Genomic DNA, 15,956 nt, shown 5'->3' on the forward strand with positions numbered 1-15,956 from the left:
TCGTCAGATTCTAAAGGCTTAACCGACCAGTAACATTAACGCGCTTTAATCATGCACAGGTTGGTACAGAGTATGTGCGGGTTAGTGCGATGCAACTCAGTGTTTTGAAGGCAAATGGTCGCAATCTGGCGCGGGGCTGCGCCGTCTTGATGATCGCGGGTGCGGCAGCGGGGTGCAGTTCCCAGGCGTCGCGGTTCAATGGCGTCGACGACGTCTTTACCTCCTCGACCAACAATCAGCGCAACATCATCAACAAGCAGGATAGCAGCCAGCCCTATCCGGGCGATGTTTCGGCTGCCCCTGTCGACGCTACTCCCACGCAGTCGGTGAGCCGCTCGAGCCTGGAGCCAGTCTCGTCGCGACCGCTGCCGCCGCCCGCCACCGCAAATCCGGTGCGCACCGCATCAATGCCGATTGTTGTGCCTCCGGCGCCGCATCTCGACAAGACCGCGACTGGCGCCGTTGCTCCGGCAGCCAGGCCGTTCAAGGACGCGCAGCCTGACGCGCCGCGAGTGGCGACTGCCGCCAGTGCGCCGCACGCAACTGAAATCGTGGTCCGGGACGGCGAGACCATCTCCGGCCTGGCTCGGCAATATAAGGTACCCGCCGATGCCATCATCAAGGTCAACGGGCTGAACGCGGCCAAGGGGCTGAGGACCGGCCAGAAGATCGTCATCCCGGCCTATGCCTATTCGAGCAAGGACTCGACAAAGGTCGCCGATGCAAAGCCGGCGAACGGCAAGCATGATCAGCCGGTCAACGCGCCTGAGAAGGTGGCCGTGCTTCCGCAGCAGCCGAAGCTGAAGGAAGGCAAGTCCGCCGCGCAGGTGGATGCATCCGCCGCCGCGAACCAGCCGAAGAACGGCAAGGCGCCGCAGATGGCCTCGGCCGCGCCGAAGGGCGCTGGTGGAAGCTATACCGTGCAGCAGGGTGATACACTGGCGGCAATCGCCCGCAAGACCGGTGTCGGTGTCGTCGCGCTGAAGAATGCCAACGGCATGAAGGATGGCGTGCTCAAGATCGGCCAGACCCTCAAGGTGCCGGCCGGCGGAAATGCCGCCGTCGCCAGCGCCAAGCCGGTAGCTGTCGATCCGGTGACGACCGCCACCACCGCGCCCGCCGCGAAGCCGACCGAAGCGCTGGCGTCCTACACGCCGCCGAAGAAGGATGCCAAGGTCATCGCGGCGGCCGAGGACGACGATGTCGTGGCACCGAACGCCACCGGCATCAGCAAGATGCGCTGGCCCGTTCGTGGCCGCGTGATCTCCAGTTTCGGCGGCGGCAAGGACGGTGTCGACATCGCCGTGCCGGAAGGAACGCCGGTCAAGGCAGCCGAAAACGGTGTCGTCATCTATGCCGGCGACGGCCTCAAGGAATTCGGCAACACGGTTCTGGTGCGCCACGAGAATGGCCTGGTCACGGTCTACGGCCACACCAGCTCGATCGAGGTCCAGCGCGGCCAGAAAGTCAAGCGTGGCCAGGAAATCGCCCTTTCCGGCATGAGCGGCGCGACCGACTCGCCGAAACTGCACTTCGAAGTGCGCAAGAACTCGGCCCCGGTCGATCCGTCGGGCTATCTCGAATAGAAGAAAACGCAATTGCGGGCCGCCTGACCTCCAGTCCGCCCCGCCGGCTCAGCCCGCTCCGCAAGGGGCGGGCTTTTTCAGTTCCTTGATCGGCGTTCAGTCTTTCAACTGCTTGCCCAGCCGGCCGGCCAGATCCTGCGTGAACTGCCAGGCGACGCGGCCCGAACGGCTGCCACGGGTCGTCGCCCATTCGAGGGCCTCGGCACGCAGCGTGTCGGGATCGATAGCAAGGCCGTGATAGCGGACGTAGCCGTCTATCATGTCGAGATACTCGTCCTGCGAGCATTTGTGGAAGCCTAGCCACAGGCCGAAACGGTCGGAGAGCGAAACCTTCTCCTCCACGGCCTCAGACGGATTGATGGCGGTCGAGCGCTCGTTGTCGATCATGTCGCGCGGCAAGAGATGGCGCCGGTTCGACGTGGCGTAGAAGATCACGTTGGCCGGGCGCCCCTCGACACCGCCTTCAAGTGCCGCCTTCAGCGATTTGTAGGAGGTGTCGTCATGATCGAAGGACAGGTCGTCGCAAAACAGGATGAACCGGTAGGGCGCGGCCTTCAGCAGCTCATCAGCCTGGGCAGCGTGTCGATGTCCTCTCGGTGGATCTCGATGAGCTTGAGTGGCAGGTCGGACCTGGCCTTGGCGTTGATCTCGGCATGCACGGCCTTGACCAGCGAGGATTTGCCCATGCCGCGCGCGCCCCACAGCAGCACGTTGTTGGCCGCGAAGCCGGCCGCGAAACGCTCGGTGTTGTCGACCAGGATGTCACGCACCCGGTCGACGCCGCGGATCAGGCCGATGTCGACGCGGTTGACCTTGCGCACCGGTTCCAGGAAGCCCGGGTCGGCTTGCCAGACGAAGCAATCGGCTGTTGCGATGTCGGTTTCCGGCACTGTCGGCGGGGCGAGGCGGGTAACCGCCTCGATCAGGCGGTCGAGCTTCTGGTTCAGGGATTCTATGCTGATTTCGGTCATCTTGCGTCTTTTTGTCTTCGCTTTCTCAGGGGTGCGACACCGGAACCTACTCGATTCCCGCAGTTTCGAAATCGCCGCCAACCATTTGTTTGAGCGTGATCTTTTCGCGAAACCGCATCGCGCTTTTCAGCGTCATGCTCTAACACGGGTCAGGAGGCCGGAAAAGCAGCGTATTTGCCCGGTCCCGCAGTTGCATTGACAACTTTACCGACTATATTCCGGCAAAATTTCACGGGCCGCCCAGCGGCTCTTTTTCAAAATTCAGGAGTTACCTCAATGTCCGGCACCTCTCCCGATATGCTGATCAGCATTTTGCCGTTTGTCCTGATTTTCGTGATCATGTATTTTCTCATTATCCGGCCGCAGCGCACGCAGTTGAAGAAGCGCGGCGAGATGCTGGCGGCGGTGCGCCCGCGGCGACACGGTGGTTACCGGTGGCGGCTTCATCGGCAAGGTGACCAAGGTGATCGACGACAATGAACTCGAGATCGACCTGGGCGGCGGCACCAAGGTGACCGCGCTGCGCTCGACACTCGCCGATGTGCGCGTCAAGGGTGAGCCGGTGGCGAACCAGAACGCCAAGAAGTAACCGAATTGTCGGCGGGACGATCCGCCAGCATTCCCTGACGGACGACGCCATATGTTGTATTTTTCGCGCTTCAAGATGATCCTGATCTGGCTGGCTGTGGCCGCCACGGTGATCCTCGCTGCGCCCAATCTCATACCCGCAAGCACATTGGCCAAGCTTCCCGACTGGGTGCCGAAGCGCCAGATGACGCTCGGCCTCGATCTGCAGGGTGGCTCTCACATCCTCCTGGAGATGAACCAGAACGATCTGATCAAGGATCGGCTCGAGACGACGCGTGACGAAATCCGCACACTGCTGCGCGATGCCAAGATTGGCTATACCGGCCTTGGCGGGACGGGCCGGACCTTGCAGGTGCGCATCACCGACCCCACTCAGCTCGATGCCGCCAAGACAGCGTTGAAGTCATTGACCGACCCTGTCGCGGCCGGCCTGTTCACCGGTGGCTCCATCCAGGAAATGACGCTCGACGATTCCGAGCCCGGCCTGCTCAAGTTCAACGTGACCGATGCCGGTATCAAATACCGCACATCCACGGCATTGACGCAGTCGATCGAGGTGGTTGAGCGTCGCGTCAACGAACTCGGCACGACTGAGCCCATTGTTCAGCGGCAAGGCGATGACCGCATCCTGGTTCAGGTGCCGGGCCTGCAGGATCCGCAGCGGCTGAAGGAGATCCTCGGCCAGACGGCGAAGCTGACCTTCCAGATGGTCGATCAGTCCATGCCGGTGCAGGATGCGCTGAAAGGCCGCCCGCCTGCCGGTTCGTCGGTGCTGTATTCGCAGGACGATCCGCCGGTTCCATATCTGATCGAGAACCGCGTCATCGTATCCGGCGAAAACCTCGTCGATGCCCAGGCGACATACAATTCGCAGAACAATGAGCCGGTCGTCTCGTTCCGCTTCGATTCGAAGGGCGCCTCGCGCTTCGGCCAGGCCACGGCTCAGAATGTCGGCAAGCTGTTCGCGATCGTCCTCGACAATCAGGTGATTTCGGCGCCGCAGATCCGCGAAGCGATCCTTGGCGGCACCGGCCAGATCTCCGGTAATTTCACCGCACAGAGCGCGAACGACCTCGCCGTTCTGCTGCGCGCCGGCGCGCTGCCCGCGACATTGACGGTGATCGAGGAGCGTACCGTTGGTCCGGGCCTCGGCCAGGATTCCATCCATGCCGGCAAGGTAGCCGGCATCATCGGCTCGATCCTCGTCGTCGCGTTCATGTTCGTGGCCTATGGCTATCTCGGCTTCCTCGCCAACATCGCGCTGGCGGTCCACGTGGCGATGATCGTGGCGTTGCTGTCGTTGCTGGGGGCAACGCTGACCTTGCCTGGTATTGCCGGTATCGTGCTGACCATCGGCATGGCCGTGGACTCCAACGTTCTGATCTATGAACGTATACGTGAAGAGCGACGAAACGGGCGATCGGTGATCCAGGCCATCGATACCGGCTTCTCGAAGGCCTTGGCCACGATCGTCGACTCCAATGTCACGTCGCTGATTGCGACAGTGGTGCTGTTCTATCTCGGCACCGGACCGGTGAAGGGCTTTGCCATTACCTTCGCCATCGGCATCCTGACCACCGTGTTCACCGCCTTCACCTTTACCCGCCTGCTGGTGTCGATCTGGTTGCGCCGGGCGCGTCCGAAGGAATTGCCGCGGGCGCCGGTCACCTTCATTCCGGCCGGTACGAAGATCCCGTTCATGGGTATACGCCGCTGGACATTCGCACTGTCGAGCCTGCTGTCGATCGCGTCGGTCGTGCTGTTCATGACCGTCGACATCAACTACGGCATCGACTTCAAGGGCGGCTCGCTCATTGAAGTGCAGTCGAAGGCCGGAGATGCCAATCTTGGTGACATCCGCAGCCGGCTGACAGAGCTCAACATCGGCGAAGTGCAGGTGCAGCAGTTCGGTGCGCCAAACGACGTGCTGATCCGTGTGGGTGCGCAAGGCGGCGGCGAGAATGCCGAGCAGAGCGTCATCGACAAGGTGCGTGGCGAACTGCAGAACAATTATGATTTCCGCCGCGTCGAGGTTGTGGGACCGACCGTGTCTGGCGAACTCGCCAAGCAGGGAACGATCGCCATGCTGGTCGCGCTGCTCGGCATCCTGATCTATGTCTGGTTCCGCTTCGAATGGCAGTTCGCGGTCGGTGCCATCGTCGCCACCGTCCACGACGTCGTCATGACGCTCGGCTTCTTCGTCATTACCGGGCTTGAGTTCAACCAGTCGTCGCTGGCGGCGATCCTTACCATCATCGGCTATTCGCTGAACGATACGATCGTGGTCTATGACCGCGTTCGAGAGGATCTGCGAAAATACAAGAGAATGCCGCTGCCGCAGCTGCTGAACAACGCCATCAACGAGACGCTGTCCAGAACGACGCTGACTTCGGTGACCACGATCCTGGCGCTGCTGGCGCTGGTGCTGTTCGGCGGCGAGGTGATCCGGTCGTTCACGATGGCGATGCTGTTCGGCGTCATCTTCGGAACCTACTCCTCGATCTTCATTGCCGCGCCGCTGCTGATCCTGTTCAAGTTGCGGCCGCAGGCAACGACCGATGAGAAGACGCCGGCAGGCAAGGCGGTCGCGACCTGACGCGCGGCGCCAGAGGCGGGTGATCAAGGGATGGCCAAGGGCATCGTCATCCGCGAGGCGCACTTTCCCGGTCGCGCGCCGATAGAAGCCTATGGCAATGGCGGGTTCCGCTTTGCCGACATGTCACATCGCGGTTCCCTGTTGTGCCTGCCGTCGGGCATCCATGGCTGGGAGCCGGCTGATCCGACGGCGCTGACCGTGGCGGATTTCGACAGGCTGCTTGCTGAAGCCAGCAATGTCGAGATTCTGCTGGTTGGCATGGGCAGGGATCTCAGGCCATTGCCGGCAGCATTGCGGGCCACGCTGAAAAGCGCCGGCATCGCGTCCGATCCGATGTCGACGGGTGCCGCTGTGCGGACATACAATGTCCTCCTGGCCGAGGATCGCGCCGTGGCCGCCGCACTCATCGCCGTCGACTGACATGACTGATAACGCCAAGATCGTCATGGAGGCGGTGCGCGCCGCCGACCACGACCGCTATCTCTGTGCGCTCTACGCGCCCGAGGACAAGCGCGACGCGCTGCTTTCGCTCTACGCCTTCAATGCCGAGATTGCCGGCATACGCGACCGCATCCACGAAGCCTTGCCGGGCGAAGTGCGGCTGCAGTGGTGGCGCGATATCATCGCAGCCGGTGGCGAGGCGGGCGCCGGAAATCCTGTTGCCGAAGCCTTGAACGCCACTATTGCTGCCTCCAACTTGCCGAAGCCGGCCTTCGAGAACATGCTCGAAGCGCGTATCTTCGACCTCTACGACGACCCGATGCCGTCGCGCACCGATCTGGAAGGTTACTGCGGAGAGACGGCGGCGGCGCTCATCCAGCTCGCAGCCATGGTGCTCGATCCCGTCGAAGCACCACGGTTTGCGGAGCTAGCGGGCAGGGCCGGCTGCGCGCAGGCGATGACCGGCCTGCTGCTTCTTTTGCCGCTGCACCGCAAACGTGGCCAATGTTTCGTGCCGGCCGACATTCTTGCGGCGGTGGGTTCATCACCGGAGGAATTCGTGGCGGGCGATGGCGGACCCGGCGCCGGTGGCGCGGTGGCCGCGATGATCGCACTGGCGCGGGAGCATTTTTCCGCCTTCGAACAAGGCGCATCGGCGTTGCCGGACTCGCTGCGTCCGGCTTTTCTGCCGCTTGCCCTGTCGCGGGCCTATCTCGCGAAAATGGAACGGCCGGGCCACTCAACACTTGCCGGGGTTGCCCGGCTTTCGGCGTTGCGCCGACATTGGCTGCTGTTGCGTCGCGCGTCGCAGGGTTGGCCCGCACGTTGACGTAAACGTCAACCATGCTAGGATTCTCCGGATCGAGAACGCAGCCGAAGACGCTGCCGGTCCGGAGGAGATGCCTGTCCATGAGCTTGCCCGTGCTGGTCGCGATCGTTGCCTTCGGCATAGCGTTGTCGGTCGCCGCCGTGCATTTCACTGGCGGCAGCAGAACAGCGATGCTCGTGGACGCGGATCAGGCATTGAGGCGTTTCGCCGAGGATTTCCCTGACGAGGTGATCGCGACAGTTCGCCTGACGGCGGATGCCAGGACGGCGTTTCTCGATCTCGGGCGAGGGCGCACTGGCATCGTCCATGGCGTAGGTGATTGTTTCCTCACGCGCATCGTTGCGTCTGGGGATGTTACCGCGTTGAACGCTATCGACCCCCGCTCGATTTCCTTGCGGCTCGCCGATTTCACCTGGAAGGGCGGGCAGTTTGTTTTCAGCGATGCAGATGACGCCGGCGCGGTGATGGCCGCGCTCAAACCGCAAGCTCCGAGCCAGATCAGGGAGGCCGCGTGATGGAGAGCTACAATTTTCCGCAGATCACCCAGCTTGCCATTCCATTCTTCGTCGTGGCGATCCTGATCGAGCTCTGGCTGGTGCGAACTGGCCGCGCCAGGGGCTCGTTCGAAACCCGCGATACGTTGACCAGCCTGGTGATGGGCACCGGCAATGTCGTCGCCGGTTTGCTGCTCGGCGTCGTGTCTTACTGGGCGCTGCTGTGGCTGTGGCAGTTCCGCTTCTTCAATCTCGGCCTGTCGGTTTGGGTGTTCCTGGCTGCGTTTCTGCTCGATGACCTGCGCTACTATGTCTACCACCGCATTGCGCACCGGGTGCGCTGGGTGTGGGCCGAGCACGTCAACCATCATTCCAGCCAGCACTACAATCTGTCGACGGCGCTCAGGCAGAGCTGGACGGGGCTGTTCACCTTCATGTTCGTGCTGCAGGCGCCGCTGGTGCTGCTCGGCTTCCATCCCGCCGTCATTGCCTTCACCTTCGGCTTCAATCTCGTCTGGCAGTTCTGGATTCACACCGAAACCATCGGCAAGATGTGGAACTGGTTCGAATTCATCTTCAACACGCCGTCGCATCACCGCGTCCACCACGCCACCAACCCGCGCTATCTCGACACCAATTTCGCCGGCACGCTGATCATCTGGGACCGCATGTTCGGAACCTTTGTCGGGGAATTGGAGGAAGACCGGCCGCGCTACGGCATCGTCAGGAACATCGGCACCTTCAACCCGCTGAAAGTGGCGTTTCATGAATGGATTGGCATGTTTGCTGATGCGTTCGCGCCCGGCCTGACGCTGAGCGAGCGCATCAACTACCTGGTCAAGCCGCCAGGCTGGAGCCATGACGGCTCGCGCGAGACGTCGGAGACGCTGAAGGCAGGTTATGTCAGGCGAAATCCGAGCGAGGCTGGCAAGCCGGGGCTGCCGATGGCTGGTGTCGAGGCGGCGGAATAACCGCTTACTATTCAGCGGCTTCCGCTGTCTGCGCCGGCAACCCCAGCCATTCCCTGCAGTCGGCCCGCGCACGCGACGTGATGGCGTGCCGCTTGGCGACGGTCTTGTCCTTGCCGCGCAGGCGCTTGCCCTCGGTCTTCGGTGCCTCCACAGGCGGAAAAAGTCCGAAATTGACGTTCATTGGCTGGAACGAGCGTTTTCCCGGTTCGTGGTCGGAGACGATATGGCCGCCGGTGATGTGGTTGAGCAGGGCGCCGAAGGCAGTGGTCAAGGGCGGCAACGACGGCTGATGTCCAAGCCTCTCGGCAGCGGCGAAACGTCCGGCGAGCAGGCCGATCGCGGCACTTTCGACATAGCCCTCGCAGCCGGTGATCTGGCCGGCGAAGCGCAGGCCCGGGCGCGACTTCAGCTGCAGCGAGGCGTCGAGCAAGGTTGGCGAATTGAGGTATGTGTTGCGGTGCAGGCCGCCGAGACGGGCGAAGTCGGCGTTCTCCAGGCCCGGAATGGTGCGGAAGATGCGCACTTGCTCCGCATGCTTCAGCTTGGTCTGGAAACCGACCATGTTGTGGAGCGTGCCCAGCGCATTGTCCTGCCGCAACTGGACGACGGCATAGGCCTTGACCGTCGGGTTGTGCGTGTTGGTCAGCCCCATCGGCTTCATCGGCCCGTAGCGCAGGGTCTCGACGCCGCGCTCGGCCATGATCTCGATCGGCAGGCAGCCATCGAAATAGGGCGTGCCTTCCCATTGCTTGAATTCGGTCTTCTGGCCGTCGACCAGCGCCTGCACGAAGGCAAGGTACTGATCCTTGTCCATGGGGCAGTTGATGTAGTCCTTGCCGGTGCCGCCGGGGCCGACCTTGTCGTAACGCGACTGGAACCAGCAAATGTTCATGTCGATCGTGTCGAAATGCACGATCGGTGCGATGGCGTCGAAGAAGGCGAGTGCGTCGGCGCCGGTCGCTTCGGCGATCGATTGGGCGAGCGAAGGCGCCGTCAGCGGTCCGGTGGCGATGATGGCCTGATCCCATTCCGCAGGCGGCAGGCCTGGCATTTCCTCGCGCTGGATGGTGATCAGCGGATGTGCCTCCAGCCTTTTGGTCACCGCTTCGGAAAATCCGTCACGGTCAACGGCAAGCGCGCCACCCGCCGGCACCTGGTGCGCATCGCCGGCGCTCATGATCAGCGAGCCGGCCAGCCGCATTTCGGCGTGCAGCAGTCCGACCGCGTTGTTTTCTGCGTCGTCGGAGCGGAAGGAATTGGAACAGACGAGCTCGGCCAAGCCATCGGTCTTGTGGGCGTCGGTGCCGCGAACGGGGCGCATTTCATGCAGCACGACGGGAACACCGGCTTGCGCCGCCTGCCATGCGGCTTCGGAACCGGCGAGACCGCCGCCGATGATATGGATGGGATTTTTGCTCATGAGCGCCGGAATAATCGCTTGCGGCCACGATTGCAATTGTCGCGCGGCGGTGACGGGAAACGCTTGGTTGGAAAGCCTGCCCTGGAAACAACAACACCCGCCGGGGGAGGAGATCCGGCGGGTGTCGTTTTGGTGGTCAGCCCTCGGGAGGAGGTGAAGGCCGAGCGTATTCGTCATTGCCGGGGAGGAGGTCGGCTCCGACGAAATCTCTTTCGCTGCTTTTAAAAGGGGCGAAACCCTTTGGGAAACAGCGCCCGCCGCGGGAGGAGGTGCGGCGGGCGCCGTTTGGGTGGCCAACCCTCGGGAGGAGGTGAAGGTTGGGCCTATTCGTCATTGCCGGGGAGGAGGTCGGCTTTGACGAAATCTCTTTCGCGTTTTGAAAAGGGGCGAAACCCTTTTGGGAAACAACGCCCGCTGCGGGAGGAGGTGCGGCGGGCGCCGTTTTGGTGGTCAACCCTCGGGAGGAGGATAAGGGCTGACCGTCTTCGTCAGGGTCGGGGAGGAGGTCGACCCCAACGAAATTCCTTGTTAGATCGCCTCCCGGGCGATGATCTTGATCTCGTCGCGGACGATGCCAAGGTCATGCAGCTGACGGTTGGACAGGCGACCCAGCTCGGTAACCGTCTCGCGATAAACGCGCCAGTTACGATAGTTGCGGATCAGGTTCATTGTCGGTTCTCTTTTTCAAAACTGGTTCGGACCATTCGCGGTCCGAAGAATTAGACCGCCTTGCGAGCGACGTAAGGAATGTCGCTGCGGCTGATGCCGAGGTCGGTCAGTTCACGGTTGCTCAGGCGGCTCAGCTCGGAAACGGTGTCCCGATAGCGGCGCCAGTTGCGATAGTTGCGGATCAAGTTCATGATATTTCTCGTTTCGTCTTTCTTCCGGATCATTCCGTCTTTGTGTACGGAGCATAAATAGGCGGGCCCATATCGATTTAAAAGCGCTATTGGCGCATGGCAGCAATGCAAATTGTGCAATGCAACATTAATATGCCTTCACGCCGCTGACACAAAGAAACCCGAATCGGAAAATGCCGCGACGTCAATGGCTTGGCCGGTTCGGTTGAATAACTGACCAAGAAGGGGGAGAAACGCATGGCGAGCTATTCGACACGGGTCAGATCGGACATTGCGCGATGGGTGCAGGCCGGCCTGATCGACTCTCCCACCGCTGACGCCCTGGCGCGCGACGTCGAGGCCAATGACCGCAAGTCGCTCAGCTTCGGTTCTATACTCGCCATGATGGCGGCCCTGCTGTTTGGCGCGGCGATCCTGATTTTTGTCGCGGCCAATTGGGAGGCCATTCCGAGACTGGGCCGCGTGGCGGCACTGTTCGCTATCATTCTCGGCGGCTATGTCGGCGGCGCGGTGCTGAAGACGCGCGACCATGCGGCAATCGGCGAAGCGCTGTGGATCATCGCCGCGGCGGCCTTTGGCGGGGCGATCGCACTGATTGGCCAGATGTATCATTTTTCCGGTGACGAATCGTCGGCGGTGATCACCTGGGGCGTCGGCACCGCGCTTGCCGCGGTTGCCTTGCGCTCCAATCCCCTGACGGTCGCGGCGGTCGGCATTGCCGATGCATGGCTGTTCCTGGAAGGGTTCGATTATTTCCGGAGCAGGGATTTTCCGCATCCTTTCATCGCCATGGCGCTGGTGCTGTTCGGCATCTCTTTCTGGACGCGCAGCCAGGCGGCCCGGCACCTGATCATCCTGTCGGTCATTTTCTATGTGGTCATGCTGGTGACGAACCACGACACGCTGCAGATAGCCATCCCGCTTGTGCTGGCATCGGTGGCCCTGTTCGCGGCCGCAGTGCTTGCGCCTGAGCCGGTGGACAAGATCGTCCAGCTTGGCGGGCGGTTGCCCTTGCATGCGCTGCTCGGCTTTCTCACCGGCCTGGCGATGATCCAGTTCGAACTGGCTGACAAAAGCACTTATGATGGCGGGTTTGCCATTGCGTCAGCCATTGCGCTGGCCGGCATCGCCGCGGCAATCGTGCTGGCAGGGCGGGAAAGTCGCGCCTTGCGCTGGCTTGCCTATGCCGGCTTCGCCTTCGAACTCGCCATCATCTATGTGGTGACCTTGCAGTCCATGCTGGATACGGCGGGCTTCTTCCTAGCGGCGGCCGTGCTTCTCGGCATTCTTGCCCTCATCATCATACGCATCGAGAAACGCATGAAGGGCTCAGCCGTTCAGGGAGCAGCAGCATGATGACCGGGAAAAGGCTGATCATCTCGGCGCTGGTGCTGTCGCTCGTCCAGATCGGCTTCCTGAGCTGGATCATTGCCGGCCGGGCGGCGATCCTGCGCAATGGCAAGGAGGTACTGCTGAAGGTCGAGCCGATAGACCCGCGCGACCTTCTGCGTGGCGACTACATTCTCCTTGGCTATGACATTTCCCGAATTCCAGTGAAGCTGATCGCCAACATCCCCGCGGGCAAACTGACCACGGACGATACATCGCTTGTGGTCAGGCTGAAGAAGGGCGCCGATGGTTATTGGCTGGCGACAACCGCGTGGTTCGGACAGGCTCCGTCACCCGCGGGCCCCGACGAAGCCGATATTGTCGGCAAGGTTGCTTCCGGCTGGGACCTCGGCTCGGACGCCACGATCGCGCCTGATTACGGCATCGAGCGGTTCTATCTGCCGGAGGGCGAGGGGATGCCGATCCAGAACGACATGCGGGTGCGGCCGTTCGGCATCCGCGTCGCGCTTGCCGCTAATGGCACGGCGCAGATCAAGGCGCTGATGGATGGCGACAAGACGCTGTTCGAGGAGCCACTTTATTAGAAATGGAATGCGACTGAAGGGTTCGGCCTGGCCTGTCAGCCATCGTAGATGACCTCATGGGGGATGGTCTGATCATGCCAATCATCTTGACGACGCGAGACGACGTAAACCTCGATACGGTTTTTCGTGTCGCCTGGAAAAGGGACACGGTCGAGATCAGCGGCAAGGCGCTCGATCGGATTGCCGAGTGCCGTGCCTGGTTCCTGCGGCTTATCGAATCCGATCCCGCGCCGGTCATTTATGGTGTGACCACCGCCATGGGCGAACTGGCGAGCCAGCGGCTCGCCCATGACGAGCGGGATCGTCATGCCCGCATCAAGGCGTTCGCAGCCGCGACATCCTTTGGCGAACCCTTGCCGGATCGCGTGGTCAGGGCGATCGTGCTTGCCCGCCTGACGAATTTTCTTGAGGGAAACGCCGCCACCACACCACGCATGGCGCTCGCCGTCGCCGCGATGCTGGATGGGGGAGCCATGCCCACGGTGCCGTCCGCCGGCCAGGGCGGCGCTGGTGAGATCCTGGCGCTCTATCCACTGTTCGCCGAGCTTACGGCGCATTTCGACCTCGAGGTCAAGGAAAGGGGCTCGCTCATCAACGGCTCGCCCTGCGCGGCAGCGCTTGTGGCCGACGCGGCCCTGGCGGCTCGCCGCCGGGTTCGGTTGGCGCAAAAGGTCTTCGCGCTGTCGATCGAGGCGTTTCGCGCGCCGTTGGAGCATTATGATGCAGCGCTCGATGCGCTGTGGGGCGACGAACATGAAGCCGCCGCGTTGCGCGGCCTGAGGGAATTTCTGGTCGGTGCTGGAGACGGACGGCGCAACTATCAGGCGCCCGTCAGCTACCGCATCGTGCCGCGCGTTCTCGGGCAGGCACACCGCGCACTGGCGGCGGCGGAGCGGGCGGCGACCATTTCTCTGGCTTCGATATCGGACAACCCCGTCTATATCCCGCCTGACGATGCGCACCCGCTCGGCCGTTGCATCAGCACGGGCGGCTATCACAATGCCATGGCAACGCCGGCCCTGGATGATCTGGCGGCGATCTGGGCCGATATCTGCCTGCTGTGCGACCGTCATGGCTCAAAGCTTCTGAACGGCAAGGTGTCGCAATTGCCGGATCTGTTGATGACGGGGCGGCACTGGGCCGACAGCGATGGCCATGGCAATGTCGGTTATGTGCCGATGGCGATCACCGGCTATCTGGAACAAGCCAAGCTGGCGGCGCAACGCACTTTCATTCCCGGAACGGAATCAGCTGGCGCCGGGCAGGACGATGTCGCGACAACGGCGTTCTTCGCCTGGACGAAGGAGGCGACCGCCGGCCGCTGCGCCGACGCAGCGATGGCGATGCTGGCGATGATAGCCTCGCAGGCGCTTGACGTCACCGGTCGCGCGCCGCCGCCGGCGCTTCAGCCGTTCGTTGAGGATATCAGGAGCCTCGTGCCGCCGGTTGGCGACGATCGCGTGCTTGGGCCCGAACTTGCGAAGCTGGCCGCGTGGTTCACAAAGCAGGTCTTTGAGGCGTAGGGCCGGTTCGCGTCGACCGACCCACGATATTGGTGCCGATGAAGCGAACCCGCGCGCCTTTCGGCACTTCAAACCTAAATCCGCTGTTGGGAGCAGCAGTGGTGCGGGTAGAGGGACTCGAACCCCCACGTTTTCACGCCAGAACCTAAATCTGGTGCGTCTACCAATTCCGCCATACCCGCCGGTCTGGTGACCTGTGCCACGTCTATGTCACAGCCCATGTCACAAGTTCAAGGGACTAAAACCCGCGGACACAGGATGTATGGCTTGTTAGTGTGCTCGCCCATAGTCCCAACGCTATTCGAATTAGAGCGTGAACCCATTATTCGAACTTACGCGCAGTTGTGGAGAGAGCCTGCTCAGAAAGCAGCACGAAGCGCTTATTGTCACGTAGCCGCATGCGTCGCTGGCCAGGGCAGTATCACGATTTTGCCGCCGAACCCGCCAGCGTCGATACGTGTGTGGATATCTTTCGCCGCCGCGAGAGGTTCGCGACCGACAACCATTGGATGAATGGCTCCGTTGCGGAGCAAATCGAACAATGCAGCCATATCAGCCCTAAATTCTTCAGGATGCGACACGCGGCGGTCCGTGATGCTGTACCAAACCGCTGTGCGGCCACGAAACAGGAAGCTCAATGCGCCCCATAGCTTCAGGCGTGCCAATCCTAACCCAGCCGCGATTAGGTTTTCGTGCCCGATCGCCATGGTCTGGGAGCCATAGCCGATAAGGGTGCCCCCTGGCGCGAGACAGGCGAATGACCGGTTGAAATGCGCCCCGCCGATCGCATCGAATGCTGCATCGACACCGGCGCCGCCTACTCGCCCAGTCGTGAGGCCACGCACCGCGTCAACGAAGTCGCCAGCCCGATAGTCGATTGCCTTGGCACCAAATCGCTCGACCACGGCAAGGTTTGCCGCCGAACAGGTGCCGATTGCCTTGAGGCCAAAATGGCGCGAGAGATCGAGTAGCGCCGTACCGACCGAGCCTGATGCGCCGACGACGAGGACCATATCGCCGGGAGACAAGCGACGATAGCGCGTGAGCATCTGAAAGGCCGTAAGGTAGGCGAGAGGTATGCAAACGGCCTCCGCGGCATCGATGCCATCTGGAACCGGCACAAGAAAACGCGCGGCACGAATTGCATATTGCGCGTAACCACCGACCACGCACAGATCGGCAACGATTTGCCCTTCACGCGGCGAGACAACGTCGGGGCCAGCCTTCTCCACAACACCAACCAGGTCGTAGCCGGGTGTAAACGGCAGCGGCCCCTTGAAGTCGGGGTAACGGCCACGCCGAATGAAACTGTCCGTGAAACCGGTCCCGGCTGCCAGTACCTTGATGCGTACCTCGCCGACACCTGGATTTGGAATTGTTGGCTCGCTCACCAACTCCAGGACCTCCGGGCCGCCGAAGTGGGATATGCGAACGCGTTGCCAGGACATTATGAAACCGTAGCACATTCGATTCCATAAGCGAGACTAACATTACGAGTCACCGCTTGGACCGGTCGCCGACGTAGCCATCATTCTGTCAATGTCGGGGACAATATGACAGCCACCAGTCAAAACGCGAAGATGGTTGAAAATTAGCCTAGCCTGTGACAAAAGGCGTGTCGAATGTGACGGGACGCGACGATCCGCTTCTGCAGAATGTGATAAGAAGTAGGAAAAACAAAGACTTATTCACATTTTGGGGCGCAGTTTGGTGAAGATTTGAGCCGTATTTTCGGTCAAATCG

The 15,956-nt window shown here is 61.9% G+C and carries 13 protein-coding genes, 1 tRNA gene and 2 pseudogenes; 10 read left to right on the top strand and 6 right to left on the bottom strand.

Annotated elements, in window-relative coordinates:
* The first annotated feature begins 89 nt into the window (after positions 1-89).
* A complete protein-coding gene (locus tag LGH82_RS01260) occupies positions 90-1,586 on the top strand; it encodes a LysM peptidoglycan-binding domain-containing M23 family metallopeptidase (protein WP_227346956.1) in 1,497 nt (498 codons plus the stop codon).
* A 96-nt stretch (positions 1,587-1,682) separates the two neighbouring features.
* On the opposite strand, the pseudogene LGH82_RS01265 reads toward LGH82_RS01260, so the two are convergent.
* Positions 1,683-2,557 (bottom strand): annotated as a pseudogene (locus LGH82_RS01265) (ATP-binding protein).
* A 276-nt stretch (positions 2,558-2,833) separates the two neighbouring features.
* Here LGH82_RS01265 and yajC point away from each other — a divergent pair.
* The 6 genes and pseudogenes from yajC (at position 2,834) to LGH82_RS01295 (ending at position 8,476) form a co-directional block, all read left to right on the top strand.
* A pseudogene (yajC, locus tag LGH82_RS01270) lies at positions 2,834-3,146 on the top strand (preprotein translocase subunit YajC).
* 51 nt (positions 3,147-3,197) lie between these two features.
* Entirely contained in the window at positions 3,198-5,741 is a 2,544-nt protein-coding gene (secDF, locus tag LGH82_RS01275) for a protein translocase subunit SecDF (RefSeq protein WP_227346957.1), read from the top strand.
* A gap of 30 nt (positions 5,742-5,771) precedes the next feature.
* Positions 5,772-6,161 (top strand): Mth938-like domain-containing protein, encoded by a 390-nt coding sequence (locus tag LGH82_RS01280; protein ID WP_227346958.1) that lies wholly within the window; start codon positions 5,772-5,774, stop codon positions 6,159-6,161.
* Position 6,162: 1 nt separating this feature from the next.
* The gene (locus tag LGH82_RS01285; RefSeq protein WP_227346959.1) at positions 6,163-7,011 is read left to right on the top strand and encodes a phytoene/squalene synthase family protein; all 849 of its coding nucleotides are present in this window, start codon (positions 6,163-6,165) and stop codon (positions 7,009-7,011) included.
* 80 nt (positions 7,012-7,091) lie between these two features.
* On the top strand, positions 7,092-7,526 hold the full coding sequence (locus LGH82_RS01290) for a hypothetical protein (protein WP_227346960.1): 435 nt from the start codon (positions 7,092-7,094) through the stop codon (positions 7,524-7,526).
* The gene (locus LGH82_RS01295) at positions 7,526-8,476 is read left to right on the top strand and encodes a sterol desaturase family protein (protein ID WP_227346961.1); all 951 of its coding nucleotides are present in this window, start codon (positions 7,526-7,528) and stop codon (positions 8,474-8,476) included. Before LGH82_RS01290 ends, LGH82_RS01295 begins: the two co-directional genes overlap by 1 nt.
* Positions 8,477-8,483: 7 nt before the next feature.
* Here LGH82_RS01295 and trmFO read toward each other — a convergent pair whose 3' ends face one another.
* From trmFO to LGH82_RS01310, 3 genes are all read right to left on the bottom strand, one after another.
* Entirely contained in the window at positions 8,484-9,896 is a 1,413-nt protein-coding gene (gene trmFO, locus LGH82_RS01300; protein ID WP_227346962.1) for a methylenetetrahydrofolate--tRNA-(uracil(54)-C(5))-methyltransferase (FADH(2)-oxidizing) TrmFO, read from the bottom strand.
* 528 nt (positions 9,897-10,424) lie between these two features.
* The gene (locus LGH82_RS01305; RefSeq protein ID WP_227346963.1) at positions 10,425-10,565 is read right to left on the bottom strand and encodes a DUF1127 domain-containing protein; all 141 of its coding nucleotides are present in this window, start codon (positions 10,563-10,565) and stop codon (positions 10,425-10,427) included.
* Positions 10,566-10,615: 50 nt separating this feature from the next.
* On the bottom strand, positions 10,616-10,756 hold the full coding sequence (locus LGH82_RS01310) for a DUF1127 domain-containing protein (protein ID WP_013531315.1): 141 nt from the start codon (positions 10,754-10,756) through the stop codon (positions 10,616-10,618).
* A 237-nt stretch (positions 10,757-10,993) separates the two neighbouring features.
* On the opposite strand from LGH82_RS01310, the gene LGH82_RS01315 reads away from it, so the two are divergent.
* The 3 genes from LGH82_RS01315 (at position 10,994) to LGH82_RS01325 (ending at position 14,213) form a co-directional block, all read left to right on the top strand.
* Positions 10,994-12,112: a DUF2157 domain-containing protein gene (locus LGH82_RS01315; protein ID WP_227346964.1), complete on the top strand. Its 1,119-nt coding sequence runs from the start codon at positions 10,994-10,996 to the stop codon at positions 12,110-12,112.
* The gene (locus LGH82_RS01320) at positions 12,109-12,690 is read left to right on the top strand and encodes a GDYXXLXY domain-containing protein (protein WP_227346965.1); all 582 of its coding nucleotides are present in this window, start codon (positions 12,109-12,111) and stop codon (positions 12,688-12,690) included. Before LGH82_RS01315 ends, LGH82_RS01320 begins: the two co-directional genes overlap by 4 nt.
* 74 nt (positions 12,691-12,764) lie before the next feature.
* Positions 12,765-14,213: an aromatic amino acid lyase gene (locus tag LGH82_RS01325; RefSeq protein WP_227346966.1), complete on the top strand. Its 1,449-nt coding sequence runs from the start codon at positions 12,765-12,767 to the stop codon at positions 14,211-14,213.
* A gap of 99 nt (positions 14,214-14,312) precedes the next feature.
* Here LGH82_RS01325 and LGH82_RS01330 read toward each other — a convergent pair.
* A tRNA-Leu gene (locus tag LGH82_RS01330) sits at positions 14,313-14,395 on the bottom strand.
* A 204-nt stretch (positions 14,396-14,599) separates the two neighbouring features.
* Positions 14,600-15,604: a zinc-binding dehydrogenase gene (locus LGH82_RS01335; RefSeq protein WP_227346967.1), complete on the bottom strand. Its 1,005-nt coding sequence runs from the start codon at positions 15,602-15,604 to the stop codon at positions 14,600-14,602.
* Positions 15,605-15,956 lie beyond the last annotated feature (352 nt).

It is taken from the genome of Mesorhizobium sp. PAMC28654, assembly GCF_020616515.1.
Lineage (GTDB): Bacteria > Pseudomonadota > Alphaproteobacteria > Rhizobiales > Rhizobiaceae > Mesorhizobium.

Bases quoted from the DNA above. Each gene is read 5' to 3' on its own strand.
- LGH82_RS01260 (WP_227346956.1), top strand. From the start codon at position 90: ATGCAACTCAGTGTTTTGAAGGCAAATGGTCGCAATCTGGCGCGGGGC.
- secDF (WP_227346957.1), top strand. From the start codon at position 3,198: ATGTTGTATTTTTCGCGCTTCAAGATGATCCTGATCTGGCTGGCTGTG.
- LGH82_RS01280 (WP_227346958.1), top strand. From the start codon at position 5,772: ATGGCCAAGGGCATCGTCATCCGCGAGGCGCACTTTCCCGGTCGCGCG.
- LGH82_RS01285 (WP_227346959.1), top strand. From the start codon at position 6,163: ATGACTGATAACGCCAAGATCGTCATGGAGGCGGTGCGCGCCGCCGAC.
- LGH82_RS01290 (WP_227346960.1), top strand. From the start codon at position 7,092: ATGAGCTTGCCCGTGCTGGTCGCGATCGTTGCCTTCGGCATAGCGTTG.
- LGH82_RS01295 (WP_227346961.1), top strand. From the start codon at position 7,526: ATGGAGAGCTACAATTTTCCGCAGATCACCCAGCTTGCCATTCCATTC.
- trmFO (WP_227346962.1), bottom strand. From the start codon at position 9,896: ATGAGCAAAAATCCCATCCATATCATCGGCGGCGGTCTCGCCGGTTCC.
- LGH82_RS01305 (WP_227346963.1), bottom strand. From the start codon at position 10,565: ATGAACCTGATCCGCAACTATCGTAACTGGCGCGTTTATCGCGAGACG.
- LGH82_RS01310 (WP_013531315.1), bottom strand. From the start codon at position 10,756: ATGAACTTGATCCGCAACTATCGCAACTGGCGCCGCTATCGGGACACC.
- LGH82_RS01315 (WP_227346964.1), top strand. From the start codon at position 10,994: ATGGCGAGCTATTCGACACGGGTCAGATCGGACATTGCGCGATGGGTG.
- LGH82_RS01320 (WP_227346965.1), top strand. From the start codon at position 12,109: ATGATGACCGGGAAAAGGCTGATCATCTCGGCGCTGGTGCTGTCGCTC.
- LGH82_RS01325 (WP_227346966.1), top strand. From the start codon at position 12,765: ATGCCAATCATCTTGACGACGCGAGACGACGTAAACCTCGATACGGTT.